Annotated in this window: 12 protein-coding genes; all 12 read left to right on the top strand. The window is 74.0% G+C overall.

The window, feature by feature from the left end; translation table 11 throughout:
* Positions 1–163: 163 nt before the first annotated feature.
* The 12 genes from KB893_RS18570 to KB893_RS11595 all read left to right on the top strand — a co-directional run bounded on the left by KB893_RS18570 (position 164) and on the right by KB893_RS11595 (position 18,660).
* Entirely contained in the window at positions 164–7,897 is a 7,734-nt protein-coding gene (locus tag KB893_RS18570) for an ESPR-type extended signal peptide-containing protein (RefSeq protein ID WP_213173728.1), read from the top strand.
* 112 nt (positions 7,898–8,009) lie between these two features.
* Positions 8,010–9,866, top strand: a complete 1,857-nt coding sequence (locus tag KB893_RS11645; RefSeq protein WP_211925905.1) for a S8 family peptidase — start codon at positions 8,010–8,012, stop codon at positions 9,864–9,866.
* A 154-nt stretch (positions 9,867–10,020) separates the two neighbouring features.
* Complete coding sequence (gspE, locus tag KB893_RS11640; RefSeq protein WP_377731263.1) at positions 10,021–11,733, top strand: type II secretion system ATPase GspE; 1,713 nt, start codon at positions 10,021–10,023, stop codon at positions 11,731–11,733.
* A gap of 160 nt (positions 11,734–11,893) precedes the next feature.
* Positions 11,894–13,111, top strand: a complete 1,218-nt coding sequence (locus tag KB893_RS11635) for a type II secretion system F family protein (protein ID WP_211925907.1) — start codon at positions 11,894–11,896, stop codon at positions 13,109–13,111.
* Between the two features lie 5 nt (positions 13,112–13,116).
* Positions 13,117–13,539, top strand: coding sequence for a type II secretion system major pseudopilin GspG (gene gspG / locus KB893_RS11630; RefSeq protein ID WP_246505615.1), 423 nt, complete (start codon positions 13,117–13,119; stop codon positions 13,537–13,539).
* A gap of 18 nt (positions 13,540–13,557) precedes the next feature.
* Positions 13,558–14,052 (top strand): type II secretion system protein XpsH, encoded by a 495-nt coding sequence (xpsH, locus tag KB893_RS11625; protein WP_211925909.1) that lies wholly within the window; start codon positions 13,558–13,560, stop codon positions 14,050–14,052.
* On the top strand, positions 14,049–14,519 hold the full coding sequence (locus tag KB893_RS11620; protein WP_211925910.1) for a type II secretion system protein: 471 nt from the start codon (positions 14,049–14,051) through the stop codon (positions 14,517–14,519). Before xpsH ends, KB893_RS11620 begins: the two co-directional genes overlap by 4 nt.
* 8 nt (positions 14,520–14,527) lie before the next feature.
* Positions 14,528–15,175: a prepilin-type N-terminal cleavage/methylation domain-containing protein gene (locus tag KB893_RS11615; RefSeq protein WP_211925911.1), complete on the top strand. Its 648-nt coding sequence runs from the start codon at positions 14,528–14,530 to the stop codon at positions 15,173–15,175.
* Positions 15,172–16,047, top strand: coding sequence for a type II secretion system minor pseudopilin (locus KB893_RS11610; protein ID WP_211925912.1), 876 nt, complete (start codon positions 15,172–15,174; stop codon positions 16,045–16,047). The genes KB893_RS11615 and KB893_RS11610 overlap by 4 nt, the downstream gene beginning before the upstream one ends.
* Positions 16,048–16,117: 70 nt before the next feature.
* Positions 16,118–17,269 carry a PilN domain-containing protein gene (locus tag KB893_RS11605; RefSeq protein WP_211925913.1) on the top strand — a complete coding sequence of 384 codons (1,152 nt, stop codon included), beginning with the start codon at positions 16,118–16,120 and terminating at the stop codon, positions 17,267–17,269.
* A complete protein-coding gene (gene gspM, locus KB893_RS11600; RefSeq protein WP_211925914.1) occupies positions 17,256–17,873 on the top strand; it encodes a type II secretion system protein GspM in 618 nt (205 codons plus the stop codon). The genes KB893_RS11605 and gspM overlap by 14 nt, the downstream gene beginning before the upstream one ends.
* Positions 17,863–18,660, top strand: a complete 798-nt coding sequence (locus KB893_RS11595) for a hypothetical protein (RefSeq protein ID WP_211925915.1) — start codon at positions 17,863–17,865, stop codon at positions 18,658–18,660. The genes gspM and KB893_RS11595 overlap by 11 nt, the downstream gene beginning before the upstream one ends.
* The last annotated feature ends 4 nt before the right edge of the window (positions 18,661–18,664 follow it).

Below are 18,664 nucleotides of genomic sequence, written 5' to 3'. Positions count from 1 at the left end.
CACCGGCCGTTTGCGGCCCCGTCCCTTTTCGCACACGCGCCCGACCGGGCGAGGCGATGACGGCGCCGACGAACAAGAACAAGCCGAACACACCGCAGCACGTCGACCGGGCCCGCCCGCCGCCGTTGCGCAACGCACCGCTCAAACAAGGGGTACTGCCGCGATGAACACGATCTACAGCAAGGTCTGGAACGCTTCCCTCGGCGCGATCGTCGTCGCATCGGAACTCGCGCGGCGCGGCGGTCGGGGCGGATCGGTGGGCGGCGCGGGCAGCGGACGGCGCGGGGCGCCGATGCTGACGGTGCTGGCGACCGGCGTCTGCTTCGCGGGTGCGGGCCTGGCCGGATCCGCACTGGCGCAGTCGACCGCGGTGGGCGGCAACGAGGACTGCATCGTGTTCCCCAGCAGCGGCTTCCCGATCTCGGCGGAGGAATGCGCCGTGGCAGGCACGGCCAGCGCCTCCGGCACCAACGCCACGGCGGTCGGTTCGGGCAGCAACGCCAGCGGCAATCGCACCACCGCGGTCGGCACCGCCGCCGCCGCGACCGCCACCGGCGCGACCGCGCTCGGCGCCGACAGCTCGGCGCGTGGCAACAACAGCGTGGCGCTGGGCCGGCAGACCTCGATCACCGCGACCAACGGCATCGCCGTCGGCTACGGCGCGTTCGCCAGCAACGGCGCCAACGGCATCGCGATCGGCGCGGGGGCCGGCGTCTCCGGCGCCAACGCGATCGCCGCCGGCGCCAACAGCCGCGCCACCGGCATCGACAGCACCGCGGTTGGCCCCGGCAGCTCCTCGACGGGCCGGCGTTCGACCGCGGTCGGCGCCAACAGCAGCGCGACCGGGACCGACAGCCTCGCGTCCGGCTCGGGCAGCAAGGCGCGGGCGGAGTACGCCACCGCCACCGGCGGCTGGTCCGAGGCCTTCGGCCGCGCTTCGACCGCGACCGGCGTCTCCGCGCGCGCCACCGAGCAGGAGGCCACCGCCACCGGCGCCTACAGCCACGCCTACGGCCAGAACAGCACGGCGACCGGCGCGCGCGCGGAAGCGACCGGGGACGACAGCACCGCGACCGGCAGCAACAGCACGGCCGCCGGCGACGACAGCACCGCGACGGGCGCGTATGCGTACGCCGAAGGCGAGGGTGCGACCGCGACCGGCGTGAACAGCTTCGCGGTGGGCATGGAGTCGACCGCGACCGGCTACAACGCCGCGGCCACCGGCGATCGCGCCGCGGCCTACGGCAGCGGCAGCAACGCCGCGGGCGCCAACAGCACGGCCGTGGGTTCGGACGCGCTGGCCTCCGAAGATGCCTCGACCGCGGTCGGCGGGCACCTGTACTACGAGGACGAGACGACCGGCGAGGTCCTGCTCGACAGCTACACCACCGCCGACGGTGTCGGCGCCTCGGCGCTCGGCGCGGGCGCGCAGGCGCTGGGCGCCTTCAGCACCGCGACCGGCGCGGGCGCGGTGGCCGAGGGGCTGCAGTCGACCTCGGTCGGCTACAGCGCGAACGTGGCGACCGACTACGCCACCGGCGTGGGCGCGTTCTCGAGCGTGACCGGCGCCTATGGCTCGGCCTTCGGCTACGGCAGCACGACGTCGGGCGACTACGGCCTGGCGGTCGGCGGCATCGCCGACTACGGCGATCTGCTGATCGGCTTCCCGGGCCTGATCCTGCAGGCGACCGAGGCCAGCGGCATCGCCTCGACCGCACTGGGCAACGGTGCGCTGGCGACGGAGCTGGGCGCGACGGCGGTGGGCACGCTGGCCGAGGCGACCGGCGTGCAGTCGACCGCGGTCGGCACCCTGGCCTATGCCGACATGGACGGCGCGACCGCGGTAGGCAGCGGCAGCTATGCCGAGGCGACCGATTCGACCGCGGTGGGCTTCCTGGCCGACGCGGCGGCGGACAACAGCGTGGCGCTGGGCGCGAACTCGACGGCGGACCGCGCGAACACGGTCTCGGTCGGCGCCGCCGGCGCCGAACGGCAGATCGCCAACGTGGCGGCGGGCACGGAGGACACCGACGCGGTGAACCTCGCCCAGCTCAACGAAGTCGGCGACATCGCCGAAGGCACCGCCCGCCACTTCAAGGCGACCGGCGAGGCCGAGGCCTACGCGGGCGACGTCGAGGCCACCGCCGCCGGCGCCGGCGCGAACGCCAACGGCGAATACGCGACCGCGGTCGGCTCGGCCGCCACTGCACTCGACAACGGCGGTTCGGCCTTCGGCAGCGGCGCCTTCGCCGTCGGTGCCAACGCCACGGCGGTGGGCTTCAACAGCACCGCCGCGGGCGCCGAAAGCGTGGCGGTCGGCCACCAGGCCGCGGCCGGCGACTACGCCGTCGGCATCGGCGGCATGGCCGACGCCTCGGCCGAGGGTGCGACCGCCGCCGGCTACTGGGCCTGGGCGACGCAGGAAGGCGCCACCGCCATGGGCTACCAGGCCTGGGCCACCGGCGAACTCAGCACCGCCATCGGCATGTCGGCCTTCGCCACCGGTTATGCCGCGACGGCGCTCGGCTACTACAGCTACGCCAGCGGCGTGAACTCGATCGGCCTCGGCAACGGTGCGCTGGCGACCGATACCGCCGCGATCGCGATCGGTCCGTACACGCTCGCCGACAAGGCGGGCAGCATCGCCATCGGCCGCAACGGCCTCGCCTACGGCGTCGACTCGACCACGATCGGCTCGCGTTCGACGGCCTATGCCGACGGCAGCTCCGCGTTCGGCGCCAACGCCGACGCCCAGGGCGTCGACAGCACCGCGCTCGGCCAGGGCAGCGCCGCGCTCGGCGACGACAGCACCGCGACGGGTGCCTATGCGTACGCAGAGGGCGATGGGTCGACCGCGACCGGCGTGAACAGCTTCGCGGTGGGCATGGAGTCGACCGCGACCGGCTACAACGCCGCGGCCACCGGCGATCGCGCCGCGGCCTACGGCAGCGGCAGCAATGCCGCGGGCGCCAACAGCACGGCGGTGGGTGCGGACGCGCTGGCCTCGGAGGATGCCTCGACCGCGGTCGGCGGGCATCTGTACTACGAGGACGAGTCCACCGGCGAGGTGCTGCTGGACAGCTACACCACGGCCGACGGCGTCGGCGCCTCGGCGCTGGGCGCGGGTGCGCAGGCGCTGGGCGCCTTCAGCACCGCGACGGGCGCGGGCGCGGTGGCCGACGGGGTGCAGTCGACCGCGGTGGGCTACAGCGCGAACGTGGCGACCGACTACGCCACCGGCGTGGGCGCGTTCTCGAGCGTGACCGGCGCCTATGGCTCGGCGTTCGGCTACGGCAGCACGACCTCGGGCGACTACGGCCTGGCGGTGGGCGGCATCGCCGACTACGGCGACCTGCTGATCGGCTTCCCGGGCCTGATCCTGCAGGCGACCGAGGCCAGCGGCATCGCCTCGACCGCGCTGGGCAACGGCGCGCTGGCGACGGAGCTGGGCGCGACCGCGGTGGGCACGCTGGCGGAGGCGACGGGGGTGCAGTCGACGGCGGTCGGCACCCTGGCCTATGCCGACATGGACGGCGCGACGGCGGTGGGCAGCGGCAGCTATGCCGAGGCGACCGATTCGACGGCGGTGGGCTTCCTGGCGGATGCGGCGGCGGACAACAGCGTGGCGCTGGGCGCGAACTCGATCGCCGACCGTGCGGACACGGTCTCGGTCGGCGCCGCCGGTGCCGAGCGGCAGATCGCCAACGTGGCGGCGGGCACGGAGGCGACCGACGCGGTCAACCTCGCCCAGCTCAACGAGGTGGGCGAGGTCGCGGAGAATACCGCCAGGTATTTCACCGCTACCGGCGGCGCGGACAGCGATGCCGGTGCCTACGCGGAGGGCGAGTACGCCACCGCGGCCGGCGAGGCGACCAACGCCATCGGTACCGGCGCTTCGGCCTACGGCAGCGGCGCCGCCGCGGTCGGCGACTACGCCACCGCGTCCGGCTACGGCGCGACGGCGGGGCTGCAGGGCGCGGCCTTCGGCGCCGGCGCGCAGGCGCTGGGCAACGGCAGCGTCGCGGTCGGTGGCATGGCCGTGGACGAGGACGGCGAGCCGCTGATCGTCGATGCGGACGGCAATCCAGTCGAAGCGGGTGCGACCAGCGCCGGTGTCGGCGGCACGGCGCTCGGCGCCAGCGCGCAGGCGGAAGGCTTCGCCACCACGGCGGCGGGTGTCGGCGCCTATGCCGACGGCGAACTCTCGACCGCCGTCGGCGCGGTGGCGAACGCGACCGGTGACTACGCCACCGCGCTCGGCAGCCAGAGCGCCGCGACCGGGCGCGAGAGCACAGCGGTCGGTGATTCCTCGCTCGCATCCGGCCTGTACGCCGTCGCGGTGGGTGCGGATGCCGAGGCCAGCGCCGACGACAGCACGGCGATCGGCGAGGCCTCGCTGGCCTCGGGCGCGCAGAGCACCGCGCTCGGCCAGTTCGCCTGGGCCACCGCGCTCGGCGCGACCGCCATCGGCCAGGACAGCTTCGCCTACGGCAACAATGCCACCGCCATCGGCCGCAGCGCCTGGGCCAACGGCGCCGACAGCGTGGCGCTCGGTTCCGGCTCGCGTGCCAGCGAGGCGGCCGTGGTGTCGGTCGGCAGCGGCAATGGCGTCAGCGGCCCGGCGACGCGGCGGATCGTCAACGTCGCCGACGGCGTGAACGCCAACGACGCGGTGAACCTCGCCCAGCTCGCCGAGGTGGGCGACATCGCCGAAGGCACCGCCCGCCACTTCAAGGCGACCGGCGAGGCCGAGGCCTGGGTCGATGGCGAGGAGGCCACGGCGGCCGGCGCCGGCGCTTCGGCGGAGGGCGACTACGCCACTGCGGTGGGCTCGAACGCGCTGGCACTGGCGGCACAGGCCTCGGCGTTCGGCTCGGGCGCGGTGGCGCTGGGCGAGAACAGCACCGCGACCGGCTACAACGCCTCGGCGGTGTCCGACGACGCCACCGCCACCGGTGCGGCATCGAGCGCCGAAGGCGTGGCCAGCACCGCGACCGGCAGCAACAGCACGGCGGCCGGCGACGACAGCACGGCGACGGGCGCCTATGCGTACGCCGAAGGCGATGGGTCGACCGCGACCGGCGTGAACAGCTTCGCGTTGGGCATGGAGTCGACCGCGACCGGCTACAACGCCGCGGCCACCGGCGATCGCGCCGCGGCCTACGGCAGCGGCAGCAATGCCGCGGGCGCCAACAGCACGGCGGTGGGTGCGGATGCGCTGGCCTCGGAGGATGCCTCGACCGCGGTCGGCGGGCACCTGTACTACGAGGACGAGTCCACCGGCGAGGTGCTGCTGGACAGCTACACCACGGCCGACGGCGTCGGCGCCTCGGCGCTGGGCGCGGGTGCGCAGGCACTGGGCGCCTTCAGCACCGCGACCGGCGCGGGCGCGGTGGCCGACGGGGTGCAGTCGACCGCGGTGGGCTACAGCGCGAACGTGGCGACCGACTACGCCACCGGCGTGGGCGCGTTCTCGAGCGTGACCGGCGCCTATGGCTCGGCGTTCGGCTACGGCAGCACGACCTCGGGCGACTACGGCCTGGCGGTGGGCGGCATCGCCGACTACGGCGACCTGCTGATCGGCTTCCCGGGCCTGATCCTGCAGGCGACCGAGGCCAGCGGCATCGCCTCGACCGCGCTGGGCAACGGCGCGCTGGCGACGGAGCTGGGCGCGACCGCGGTGGGCACGCTGGCGGAGGCGACGGGGGTGCAGTCGACGGCGGTCGGCACCCTGGCCTATGCCGACATGGACGGCGCGACGGCGGTGGGCAGCGGCAGCTATGCCGAGGCGACCGATTCGACGGCGGTGGGCTTCCTGGCGGACGCGGCGGCGGACAACAGCGTGGCGCTGGGCGCGAACTCGATCGCCGATCGTGCGGACACGGTCTCGGTCGGTGCCGCCGGTGCCGAGCGGCAGATCGCCAACGTGGCGGCGGGCACGGAGGCGACCGACGCGGTCAACCTCGAGCAGCTCGATGCCGTCGCCGAGGTGGCCGAGAACACCGCCCGCTACTTCACCGCCACCGGCAGCGCGGCCAGCGACGCCGGGGCCTACGCCGAAGGCGACGATGCGACCGCGGCCGGCGAAGCGAGCAATGCCATCGGCAACGGCGCGTCCAGCTACGGCGCCGGCGCCAACGCGGTCGGCGGGGCGGCGACCGCGGCGGGCTACAACGCGGTGGCGATCGCGGACAACGCCGCGGCCTACGGCGCCAATGCGCAGGCCGTGGCCGAGTACGCCACCGCGATCGGTGCGGAGAGCGAGGCCAGCGGCGAGCAGAGCACGGCCACGGGCGCGGCGGCGCTCGCGATCGGAGACGGCTCGGTCGCGACGGGAACGCTCAGCGAGGCCGACGGCATCGAGTCGACGGCGGTGGGCTACTTCTCGACCGCCAGCGCGGACGCGGCGACCGCCATCGGTGCCGAGAGCGTCGCCAGCGGTGCCTACAGCGCCGCACTCGGCTTCTTCAGCGAGGCCTCGGGCGAGAGCGCGGTCGCGGTCGGCGACAGCGCCCTGGCCAGCGGCGACTACAGCGCCGCGGTCGGTGGCTCGGTCGACGGCGTGATCGTGACCGAGGCCACCGGCGAGGGCGCTTCCGCCTTCGGCGCCGGCGCCTGGGCCAACGGCGACGTCAGCACCTCGGTCGGCTTCAACAGCTGGGCGAGCGAGGAGGGCAGCACGGCGGTCGGCGCCAACGCCAGCGCCGTGCATGCCGACAGCGTCGCGCTGGGCGCCGGCTCGGTGACCGACCGCGTCGGCAGCGTGTCGGTGGGTGCCGCTGGCGCCGAGCGCCAGGTCACCAACGTCGCCGCCGGCACGGCGGACACCGACGCGGTGAACGTGGCCCAGCTCGCCGAGACGGCCGACCTCATCGGCGAGGTCTCCGAGCAGGCGGTCAGCTACGACGACGAGGACAAGACCCGGGTCGGTCTGGAAGGCGCCGGCGGCACCACCATCGCCAACGTACGTGGCGGCAGCGTCGCGGCCGGCAGCATGGAGGCGATCAACGGTGGCCAGCTGCACAACAGCATGACCAGCGTCGCCCAGATCCTCGGCGGCGGCGCCGGGGTCAACGCGGCCGGCGGTCTGATCCCGCCGAACTTCCTGGTCCAGGGCCGCAACTACTCCAACGTCGGCGATGCCCTCGGGGCCCTCGACCGCAGCCTGACCACGCTCGACGGCCGCGTCGATGCGCTGGAGACCGACGGCTCGAGCACCACGCCGCCCCCGGGCAAGGGCACCGGCATCGCGTCGGGTGCCTCGGCCGCGACCGCGGACACCGCGGTCGCCTCGACCGACGGCACGACGGCCGCCGGGGCCAAGGCGCCGGAGGCCGCGACCGCCGGGTCCGACGAGCCCGCGGCCACTAGCGCCGAGACCGCGACCGCCGCCGCGCGCGAGCCGGCCACCGGCGAGAGCGTCGCCAGCACCACGCCCGCGGGCATCCGCGGCGAGGCGGCGACGGCCTCGACCGGAACCCGCCAGAGCGCGGGCGTGCCGGCCGCGGCCGACGCGGACACCGCGAGCGTGGATGTGGTGCGCCAGGGCGATGCGCAGACGCTGACCTCCGCCAACGCCTACACCGACCAGGCGATCGCGGTACCGATGGCGGAGATCGACGACCTGCGCGAGGAGACCCGGGAGCGCTTCCGCGACCAGGACCAGCGCATGGACAAGATGGGCGCGATGAACGCCGCCATGGTGAACATGGCCGCCAGCGCCGCCGGCATCCGCACACCGAACCGGGTCGCGGTCGGCGCCGGCTTCTCCGGCAGCGAGCAGGCCCTTTCGGTCGGCTACCAGCGCGCGCTCGGCGAGAACGCCACGGTGACCTTCGGTGGTGCCTTCAGCGGCGACGAGAGCTCGGCCGGCGTCGGTGTCGGCTTCGGCTGGTGATTCGCGCCGCCGACCGGCGGCGCACCGAGGCCGGCGCCGCGGCGCCGGCTCCCTCAGGCAGGACGCGCCCGCAATCCGGCGGGCGCGGTGGACACAATCGAGGTAGAACGACGTGACAAGCCGCAACCGCTCGACCCGCGTTTCGATCCTTTCCGCCCTCATCGGCGCCACCCTCGCCGTTCCGGCCGCCTTCGCGGGGCAGGTCGATACCGCCGGCATCCAGTCCGACGGCAGCTATGCGCGCCTGGTCGTGAAGTACCGCGACAGTGCGCGGCTGCGCACCGCAGCGGCTGACCGCGTGGCTGAGACCATCGCCGGCGCCGCGGCCCGCGCCGGCATCGCCGGCGGCGTGGCCCGTGGCGGAGCCGCGCTGCCGCTGAGCGCGTCGCGCCTGCGCGCCACGGCCTCGCAGGCCGACGTGGTACGCCTGTCGCGCGCGCTGGACGCGAACCAGACCCAGGCGCTGCTGCGCCAGATCGCCGCCGACCCCTCGGTTGAATTCGTGCAGGTCGACCGCCGCCTCACCCACACGCGCCTGCCGGACGTGCGCCCGATGCTGGTGCCGAACGACAACTACTACCAGCAGTACCAGTGGCACCTGCACGACGCGATCGGCGGCATCGGCGCCGAGTCCGCCTGGGAGACGTCCACCGGCGAGGGCGTGGTGGTCGCCGTGCTCGACACCGGCATCACCGCGCATCCGGACATGGACGCCAACATGCTCGAGGGCTACGACTTCATCACCGATGCCTTCGTCTCCCGCCGCGATTCCGACGAGCGGGTCCCGGGCGCGGCCGACCTCGGCGACTGGAACCCGGTCGCCAACGAGTGCTACGCCGGCTCGCCCGTCACCGACAGCAGCTGGCACGGCACGCACACCGCCGGCACCGTCGCCGAGCTCACCGACAACGCCACCGGCATGGCCGGCGTGGCGCACGATGCGAAGGTCCTGCCGGTGCGCGTGCTGGGCCGCTGCGGCGGCTATACCTCGGACATCGCCGACGCCATCGTCTGGGCCTCGGGCGGAGAGGTCGACGGCGTACCCACCAACGCCAGCCCGGCCGAGGTCATCAACATGAGCCTCGGCGGCGGCGGCGCCTGCGACACCCTGACCCAGGACGCCATCAACGGGGCCGTCTCGCGCGGCACCGTGGTCGTCGTCGCCGCCGGCAACCAGGGCCAGGACGCGGCGAACCACTCGCCGGCGAGCTGCGCCAACGTCATCAACGTCGGCGCCACCGGCATCACCGGGATCAAGGCCTACTACTCCAACTACGGCAACCTGGTCGATCTCTCCGCGCCGGGCGGCGGCGTGACCGACGGCAATCCGGACGGCTACGTCTGGCAGGCGATCAACAGCGGCGCGACGGTGCCCGAGGATCCCACCTACGGCGGCATGGCCGGCACCTCGATGGCGGCGCCGCACGTGGCCGGTATCGTCGCGCTGATCCAGAGCGCGGTGGAGGTGCCGAAGACGCCGGCGGAGATCGAGGCGATCCTGAAGGAGTCGGCGCGGGCGTTCGCGAGCGCGCCGTCGCAGCCCATGGGCGCCGGCATCGTCGATGCCCCCGCCGCGCTGGCGCTGGCGCTGGATGGCGGTGGCGAGGAGCCCTGCGAACCGGGCGAGCCGGGCTGCGAGGAGGAGCCGCCGATCGACTCGACCCCGATCACCAGCGGCCAGGTCGTCACCGGCCTCAGCGGCGTGGCCGGCACCGAGGGCCTCTACCGCATCGAGGTCCCGGCCGGCATGCGCAACCTCAACGTGCTGACCTACGGCGGCACCGGCGACGTCTCGGTCTACGTCAGCCGCGGCAGCGAACCGGGCGCGGACGAGCACGACTGGGCCTCGACCCGCCCCGGCACCAACGAGACGGTGCGCGTGGCGAATCCGGAGGCCGGCGTCTACTACGTGAAGGTGGTCGGCGAATCGCTGTACGCCCGCGTGAACCTGCAGGCCCGCTACAACTGAAGCCGGTGCAGGACAGGACGCGACCCCGGCCCGCCCGGGGTCGCGTCCGCATCCGGATTCCGCGACGCCGGCGGCGTCGGCCGGTCGCGGTGATCCTGTACAGTCGGGCGTCCCCCCGCCGCATCCGCGTATCGTCTTGAACGCCGTTCCGCACGTGGCCGCCGAGGCCGTCGAGCCCGACCTGGACGCCCGTATCGTCGCCGAGCTGCTCGCGCGTGGGCGCCTCAAGGAGGGCGACCTGCAGCGTGCGCGCCGCCTGCACGAGGAATCGCCGGCCGGCACGCCGCTGGTGTCCCTGCTCGCACGGCTGGGACTGATCTCCGAGCGCGACCTCGCCGAGATCAGCAGCAGCGTCCTGCAGCTGCCGATGGTGGCCGCGCGCGACTGTCCGGAGGCGCCGCCCGAGGGCGTGACGCTGTCGCTGCGCTTCCTCAAGCAGCATGCGGTGTGCCCGATCGGCGAGGACGCGGGCCACGTCGACCTGCTGGTCGCCGACGCCTACGATCCGTATCCGGCCGAGGCGGTGGCGCTGGCCACGGGGCGCGCGGTGCGCATCCACATCGGCCTGCGCGCCGAGATCGCCGACCTGACCGAGCGCTACTACGGCCAGGGCCGCTCGGCGATGGGCACCATCGTCGAGAATCTCGGCGACGAGGGTGGCGGCGACGAGGACGACGTCGAGCACCTGCGCGACCTCGCCTCGGAGGCGCCGGTCATCCGCCTGGTGAACCTGGTGATCCAGCGCGCGGTGGAGAACCGGGCCTCGGACATCCACATCGAGCCCTTCGAGAACAGGCTGAAGGTGCGCTACCGTATCGACGGCGTGCTCGAGGAGGTCGAGTCGCCGCCGGCCAACCTGACCGCGGCGGTGATCTCGCGCATCAAGATCATGGCCAAGCTCAACATCGCCGAGCGCCGGCTGCCGCAGGACGGTCGCATCATGGTGCGCGTGCAGGGCAAGGAGCTGGACCTGCGCGTGTCGACGGTGCCGACCGCGCACGGCGAGAGCGTGGTCATGCGCCTGCTCGACCGCGAATCGATCGTGTTCGACTTCCAGTCGCTGGGCTTCACCGACGCCTTCCTGGCCCAGTTCCTGCGCGTGCTGGAGCTGCCGCACGGCATCCTGCTCGTCACCGGGCCGACCGGCTCGGGCAAGACCACCACGCTCTACACCGCGCTGTCCCAGCTCAACACGCCCGACGTCAAGATCATCACCGTCGAGGACCCGGTCGAGTACCAGCTCGAGGGCGTCAACCAGATCCAGGCCAAGCCGCAGATCGGTCTGGACTTCGCCCATGCGCTGCGCTCGATCGTGCGCCAGGACCCGGACGTCATCATGATCGGCGAGATGCGCGACCTGGAGACCGCGCGCATCGCGATCCAGTCGGCGCTGACCGGCCACCTGGTGCTCTCGACCCTGCACACCAACAACGCCGCCGGCGGCATCACCCGCATGCTCGACATGGGTGTCGAGGACTACCTGCTGACCTCGACCGTGAACGGCATCCTCGCCCAGCGCCTGGTGCGCCGGATCGAGCCGGCCCACGCCGAACGCTACGAGCCGTCGCCGGAGGTCGTGGCCGAGTTCGGCCTGCGCGCCCTGCAGCCGGAGGGCCCGATCCACCTGTACCGCCCGAAGCCCTCGCCGCTGACCCCGACCGGCTACCTCGGCCGGACCACGATCATGGAATTCCTGGTCATGAACGACGACCTGCGCCGGCTGGTGATGCAACACGCCGGCATGGGCGAGATCGAGGCCGCCGCACGCAGGGCCGGCATGCGCACGATGTACGAGGACGGCCTGCTCAAGGCCATGGCCGGCGTCACCACGATCGAGGAGGTCCTGCGGGTGACGCAGGAGGGTTAGCTTGAAGCTGCGGGGATCGGGAAGCGGGAATCGGGAAGGGGCGGGTGGCGAGGGCCGGTGTCGCCCGCGCCCCGCGTTCGCCCGCCCGAGGCGCGGCGGCGAATGCCTCGAGGCGCCCGCCATTTCCGATTCCCGCTTCCCGATTCCCGGCTCCTGACCCATGCCCCAGTTCCGCTACAAGGCGCTGAGCGGCGGCGGCGAGCCGCTGGAGGGGCAGATGGAGGCGGCGAGCGCCGAGGAGGTGGTCGCGCGCCTGCAGGAGGCCGGCCACATCCCGATGGAGGCGCGCAGCGCGGAGGCCTTCGAGGGCGGTGCCGGACTCGCGTCGCTGCTGCGCCGGCGCGCCCTCGACGGCGACCAGATCCTGCAGTTCACCCAGCAGCTGGCGACCCTGCTCGGCGCCGGCCAGCCGCTCGACCGCGCCCTGGCGATCCTTCTCGACCTGCCCGAATCGGCGCAGGCCCGGCGGGTGATCGAGCGCGTGCGCGACAGCGTGCGCGGCGGCACCACGCTCTCGGCCGCGCTGGAGCAGCAGCACGGCCTGTTCTCGCGGCTCTACATCAACATGGTCCGCGCCGGCGAGGCCGGCGGCAGCCTGCACGAGACGCTGGCGCGACTGGCCGACTATCTCGAGCGCACCAAGGCGCTGAAGGGCAGCGTGGTCAACGCGCTGATCTACCCCGCCATCCTGATGCTGATGGTCGGCCTGTCGGTGGTGATGCTGCTGGCCTACGTGGTGCCGCAGTTCGAGGGCATGTTCGAGGGCATGGGCGCCGAGCTGCCGCTGCTGACCCGCATCACCCTGGCGCTCGGCGACGCCGCGCGCGGCTGGTGGTGGCTGGGGCTGCTGGCGATCGTCGGCGCGTTGCTGTGGTTCGACCGCCGGCGCCGCGACCCGGCCTGGCGCCTGCGTTTCGACACCTGGCTGCTCGGCCTGCGCGGCGTCGGTCCGCTGCTGGCGAAGATGGAGACCGCGCGCCTGGCGCACACGCTGGCGACCCTGGTCGGCAACGGCGTGCCGCTGCTGACCGCGCTCAACGTCGCCCGCAACGTGGTCGGCAACCGCGCGCTGGCGCAGGCGCTGGATGCCGCCGCGGAAGAGGTCAAGACCGGCAGCGGCCTGGCGCATGCGCTGGCGCGCCCGAAACTCCTGCCGCGCCTGGCGGTCCAGATGATCCAGGTCGGCGAGGAAACCGGCGAGCTCGAGCCCATGCTGGAGAAGGTCGCCACCACCTTCGACCGCGAGACCGCGCAGGCGATCAACCGCGTGCTCGCCGCGCTGGTCCCGGCGCTGACGGTGGTGATGGCACTGGTGGTCGGGCTGGTCGTGTTCGCGATCCTGGTCCCGCTGTACGACATGACGCAATCGATAGGATGAGTTGCATGAGAACCCACTACGCCGCATCCCCCCGCGCCCAGCAGGGCTTCAGCCTGATCGAGATCATCGTGGTGGTGGTGCTGATCGGCGGCATCGTCGCCTTCGCCGGCAGCCGCATCCTGGGCGGGTCGGACCGCGCCAACGTGCGCCTGGCGCAGAGCCAGATCACCACGCTGGCATCGAAGGTCGACCAGTTCGAGATGGACACCGGGCGGCTGCCGCAGTCGCTGGACGAACTCGCCGAGGCACCGTCCGACGCCAGCGGCTGGCTCGGGCCGTACGCCAAGCCTGCCGAGTTCAAGGACCCTTGGAACACGCCCTTCGAATATCGTACGCCCGGCGAGAACGGACGCTTCGACATCGTCAGTCTCGGCGCCGACCGCAAGCCCGGTGGCGAGAGCACGGCCGCCGACATCCGCAACGAGTGACCGGCCCGGGCACCACGCATGCCGCGCCGCCTGTGCAGCTCCGATCCCGCGCGCGGCGCTGAACGCGTACGCGGCTTCACCCTGCTCGAGATCGTGGTGGTGATCGCGCTGGTCGCGGTCATCACCACCACGCTCGCGGTGTCGCTCACCGGTGGCCTGGACGGCATGCGCGTGCGCACGGCGGTGAAGGAGGTGGCCGCGCAGCTGCGCTTCGCCCGCGCGCGGGCGATCGTCAGCGGCCAGGCGCAGGATTTCGTCGTGGATCCGCAGGCGCGCCGCTGGCAGGGCGCGGAAGGCCGCAGCGGCGAGCTTCCCGACGGCTTCGATATCGTCGCCACCGGTGCGCGCGAGGTGCAGCCGACCGAGGGCGTGGCCGCGATCCGCTTCTTCCCCGACGGCTCGGCCACCGGCGGCCGCATCGAGCTGGTGCGCGGCGAGGCGCGCTGGCGGATCGACATCGCCTGGCTCACCGGCGAAGTCCGGCTGGCGGCCGCGGCCGGGGACGACGCATGAGCGCGCGCGCGCGCCGGCAGCGCGGCTACTCGCTGCTCGAGGTGATCGTGGCCTTCGCCCTGCTCGCGGTCGGCATCGGCATCGTGATCGGGATCCTGTCCGGCGGCGTGCGCCAGGTACGGGCCGCGCAGGCGGCCAGCGAGGCGGCGCTGTACGGCGAATCGCTCATCGCCACGCGCATGGCCGCAGGGCTGGTCGAGCCGGGACGCGAGCAGGGCGAGTTCGGCGACGGCCGCTACCGCTGGACGCTGACCGTCGAGGACTACGCCGACCCGCTGCTCGCCGAGGCGGATGCCGGGCTGGACGCGCCGGCGCCGCCGCCCGGGCGCCTGCGCCACGTCGTGCTCGAGGTGGACTGGGACGAGGGCGGCCCGGCCCAGCGCCTGCGGCTGTCGACGCTGCACGCCGGCATCGACGCCGACGCACTCCCGCCGCCGGCGGCCGCCGCGCGGGGGCTGCGGCCGTGAGGCGCGGCATGCGCGGCTTCACCCTGCTGGAGGTGGTGCTGGCCACCGCCCTGCTCGCGGCGGGCCTGGTGCTGGCCTACGCCACGCTGCGCACCGCCACCGGCTCGGTGCAGCGCGCCGAGGACATCGCCGCGCGCACCGATCGCGTGCGCGCGGCGCAGGGCTTCCTGCGGCGCCAGCTGCAGAGCGCGATGCCGATGCCGTTCGAACGCGATGCCGACACCGGCGTGGCGACGGTCTTCCGCGGCAGTCGCGACGAGGTGGAGTTCGTCGCGCCGATGCCCGGCTTCCTCGCCCGCGGCGGTCCGCAGCTGCAGCGGCTGCGGATCGTGCGCGACGGCGACGCGCTGCGGCTGGAATTCGACCATCGCATGCTGCTGGGCGACCGCATCGTCGAGGACCCGGACGCGCGTCCGCCCGAGGTGCTGCTCGCCGGCATCGCGGACGCGCGCTTCGAGTTCCGCGGGCTCGACGACGAGGGCGCACTGACCGACTGGAGCGACGACGACTGGGAGCTGCGCGCGCAGTTGCCGGTGATGTTGCGCCTGCGGCTGGAGTTCGCCGGCGCGCAGCGCTGGCCCGATCTCGAGATCCCCATGCTGCTGCGCGGCGACGGCGCGCTGCCGATGTCGGCCTCGATGCAGGGGCAGCCGTGAACGCCCGCCGCCCGGCCGTCCGCGGTGCGGCGCTGCTGCTGGTGCTGTGGCTGCTTGCGCTGCTGACCGTGCTGGTCGGCGGCTTCGGCCTGGCCTCGCGCACCGAGGCGCTGCAGGGCCGGGCGATGCGCAGCGGCACGCAGGCGCGGCTGGCGGCGCAGGCGGGGATCGACTACGCCATGCTGCGGCTGCAGGATCCCGACCCGCTGCGGCGCTGGCATCCGGACGGGCGCGGCTACCGGATGCCCTTCGACGGCGTCGAGGTGGAGCTGGCGATCGTCGACGAGTCCGGCAAGATCGACCTCAATGCCGCCGATCCGGCCCTGCTGGCGCAGTTCTTCGCCACGCGCGGGCTGGACGAGGACGCGGCCGCGCGGCTGGCCGGCGCGGTCGTCGACTGGCGCGATCCCGACGAGCTGTCGCCGCCGGGCGGCGGTGCGGAGAGCGCCGATTACGCCGACGCCGGCCGGCCCTACGGCGCCAAGAACGCACCCTTCGACACCGTCGCCGAACTGCAGCAGGTGCTCGGCATGACGCCCGCGCTCTACCGCGACAGCGCCGCGGCGTTCACCGTGTTCTCGGGGCTGGCGGTGCCGAATCCGACCTTCGCCCAGGCCCCGGTGCTCGTCGCCCTGGGCCTCGACGAGGAACAGATCCTGGCGCAGCTGGCCCTGCGCGGAGAGGGCGCCGGGATCGACCCGGAACTCGATCCCGCCGCGGTCGCGCTGGGGACCGGAACGTATAGTATTGATGCCTCCGTCACCATGCCCGACGGCACCGCGGCGGTGATCGCCGCCGTCGTGCGCGCGGGCGGTGGACCGGGGGACAGGGTCTACGTTCCGCTGAGCTGGCGGCTGGGAGAGATCGAGTGATGCTTGCCGCCTGCCGACGTTCCTGTTCCGCGCCTGCACGTGGCGGCTGCCGCGGACGCGCTTGCTGACGATGGCGGCTCCGGAACGCCTGTCGCGGCCGCTGTCGCGGCTCCGCGGACGCTACGGCGCGAGCGCGCTGCCGGGCTTGCTCTCGTGGTGGCGGGGCGAACTCGAGGCACTGCTGCCGGCGCGCCTGCGCACCCTGCTGCGTCGCGGCCGCGGGCGCGTATGGATCCGTCCGCTGGGCGATGCGGTCGAGGTCTGCATCGACGGCGGGCCCGGCGCGCGCGACTGCATCGCGGTGCCTGCCGGCGAGTTCGCCGCGGCCGCGGACCCGCTGGAGGCCGCGCTGGCCCAGGGTGCTCGCAGCCGCTGGCTGGCGCTGCCGGCGGCGCGGGTGCTGCGGCGACGGATGACGCTGCCACTGGCGGCTGCCGAACGCCTGCACGACGTGCTCCGGTTCGAACTCGATCGGCAGACCCCGTTCCGCGCGGAACAGGTGGTGTTCGACCACCGCCTGCTGCGCCGCGATGCGGAGGCGCGCCAGATCGAGGTGGAGCTCGTGGTCCTGCCGCAGGACGCCCTCGAAGCGGCACTCGCCGCGCTGGGCCCACTGGCGGACACGCTGGACGGCGTCGACGTCGAGGACCCGGCGCGCCCCGGGGCGACGCTCGGACTCAACCTGCTGCCGCCGGAGCGGCGCATCGCGCGGCGCGACGGCGCGCGCATGCTGCGCCTGGCGCTCGCGACCGTGGCCGTGGCGGCCTGCGGGTTCGCCCTGTGGCAGACCCTGGACAACCGCCTCGCCGTTGCCGACGAACTGCGTGCGGAGGTGGCCGAGCGCCGCCGCGAGGCGCAGGCGGTGCAGGCGCTGCGCATGCGCCTGGACGACGCCTCCGGCGGCGCCAGCTTTCTCGCCGAACGCCGCGCCACCCGGCCTGGCATGGTCGCCCTGCTCGACGAGCTGACCCGCCGGATCCCCGACGGCACCTCGCTGGAGCGGCTGACGGTCAGCGCCGACCGGGTCAGCATGATCGGGCTCAGCGACCAGGCTTCGGCCCTGGTCGCGGCACTGCAGGACTCGCCGCTGCTGGTGGCGCCGGCGCTGTCGGGCTCGGTGCAGGCCGACGCCCGCAGCGGCCGCGAGCGCTTCACCCTCACCGCCGGCCTGGCCACGCCCGCCGCCGCGGCACCGAAGGAGGCCGCCGATGCCGCGCGTTGACCGCAGCCGCCTGCGCTCGCGCGCCCTCGCGCTCGGCCTGCTGCTGGCGGCCGTGGCGCTTGCCTACCTGGTGCTGGTCCACTGGTGGTGGACCGCGCCGCTGCTGGCGGTGGAGGGCGAGATCGCCGACCTGCGCGAGCAGGAGCTGCGCATGCGGATGCACGTGCGCCAGCGTCCGGAGATCGAGGCGCGGCTGGCGGGGCTGCGCGACACCGAGCAGGCCGATCCCGGCTTCCTGCCCGAGGCCAGCAGCCAGCTCGCCGCCGCCGGCCTGATGCAGCGCCTGGACACGATCGTGCGCGACGAGGCGCCGTCGGGCTGCGACATCATCAACCGCACCCCGAGCCCGGCCACCCAGCGCGGCGACGAGCGCTACGTGCGCGTCGCGATCCAGGTCCGGCTCAACTGCGGCATCGACGACTTCGCCGCGATCCTCGCCGCGCTCGAGAGCGGCCGCCCGCAGCTGTTCGTCGACGACATGACCATCCAGGCGCGGCGTGCCTATCGCACCGCGCGCAACGAGGCGATCCCGCGCGGGCTCGACATCAGCTTCGATCTCTACGGCTACCTGCGCAGCCAGACGGAGGCGCTGGATGCGCAGTGACCTGCAGACGCCGGGCATGTGGATCGCCGCCGCGCTGGCTGCCTGGGCATTGCTGGCCGCGCTGCTGGCGGCGGCGGGGCTCGGCACGCGGGTCGCGCCGCTGCCCGACGACGCCGCCCTGTTGCCGCCGCTGCCGCGCGCGGCGGCCGGCGCGGCGGCGACCGCGCTGCCGGTCGATCGCGCCGAGATTGCCGCGCGCCCGCTGTTCTCGCCGGACCGGCGCCCGCAGGACGGGCCGGCCGAGCCGCGCGATGCCGCGCCGCCGCTCGACCTGGTGCTGACCGGCGTGATCCTCACCCCGCGGTTGCGCATGGCGATCCTGAGCGATCGCCAGGACCGCAAGCGCGTGTTCCGGGTGCCGGTCGGGCAGCCGCTCGAGGGCGCGCCCGACTGGAGCCTGCTCGAACTCGCGCCGCGCGAGGCGGTGCTGGCGGGGCCGGAGGGCGAGAGCCGGCTGCGCCTGGAGGTCTACGACGGGCAGGGCGGGGAGCCGCCGACGGCGCTGCAGGCACCTGCGGCGCCGCGCGAGGACCGCCTGGACCGCGCGCGCGGGCTGACCCCCGACGAACTCGCCGCGCGCGCCGCCGAACTCGAACGTGCGCGGCGCGAGGCCGAGGAGGGCCGGCGCGGCGCGCCGGAGTCCGAGGAAGACAATGACGAGGCCGATGCAGGCCCCTCGCCCGAAGAACAGGCCGAGCGCATCCGCCGGCGCATCCAGGAACGTCGCGAGCAGCTGCGCAGGCAGCGCGAGGCGCAGGCGTCCGATCCGAACGCGAATGTAGAGTGACGGA

The sequence above is a fragment of the Coralloluteibacterium stylophorae genome (assembly GCF_018122625.2).
Classification (GTDB): Bacteria; Pseudomonadota; Gammaproteobacteria; order Xanthomonadales; family Xanthomonadaceae; genus Coralloluteibacterium; species Coralloluteibacterium stylophorae.
Note: the sequence above shows the minus strand (reverse complement) of the source record. Positions and strands in the feature narration are given on the sequence as shown.

What these genes read in the sequence shown, in the direction of transcription:
- KB893_RS18570 (WP_213173728.1), top strand. Translation starts at nt 164, where the DNA reads ATGAACACGATCTACAGCAAGGTCTGGAACGCTTCCCTCGGCGCGATC.
- KB893_RS11635 (WP_211925907.1), top strand. Translation starts at nt 11,894, where the DNA reads ATGCCCCAGTTCCGCTACAAGGCGCTGAGCGGCGGCGGCGAGCCGCTG.
- gspG (WP_246505615.1), top strand. Translation starts at nt 13,117, where the DNA reads ATGAGAACCCACTACGCCGCATCCCCCCGCGCCCAGCAGGGCTTCAGC.
- xpsH (WP_211925909.1), top strand. Translation starts at nt 13,558, where the DNA reads ATGCCGCGCCGCCTGTGCAGCTCCGATCCCGCGCGCGGCGCTGAACGC.
- KB893_RS11620 (WP_211925910.1), top strand. Translation starts at nt 14,049, where the DNA reads ATGAGCGCGCGCGCGCGCCGGCAGCGCGGCTACTCGCTGCTCGAGGTG.
- KB893_RS11615 (WP_211925911.1), top strand. Translation starts at nt 14,528, where the DNA reads ATGCGCGGCTTCACCCTGCTGGAGGTGGTGCTGGCCACCGCCCTGCTC.
- KB893_RS11605 (WP_211925913.1), top strand. Translation starts at nt 16,118, where the DNA reads ATGGCGGCTCCGGAACGCCTGTCGCGGCCGCTGTCGCGGCTCCGCGGA.
- gspM (WP_211925914.1), top strand. Translation starts at nt 17,256, where the DNA reads ATGCCGCGCGTTGACCGCAGCCGCCTGCGCTCGCGCGCCCTCGCGCTC.
- KB893_RS11595 (WP_211925915.1), top strand. Translation starts at nt 17,863, where the DNA reads ATGCGCAGTGACCTGCAGACGCCGGGCATGTGGATCGCCGCCGCGCTG.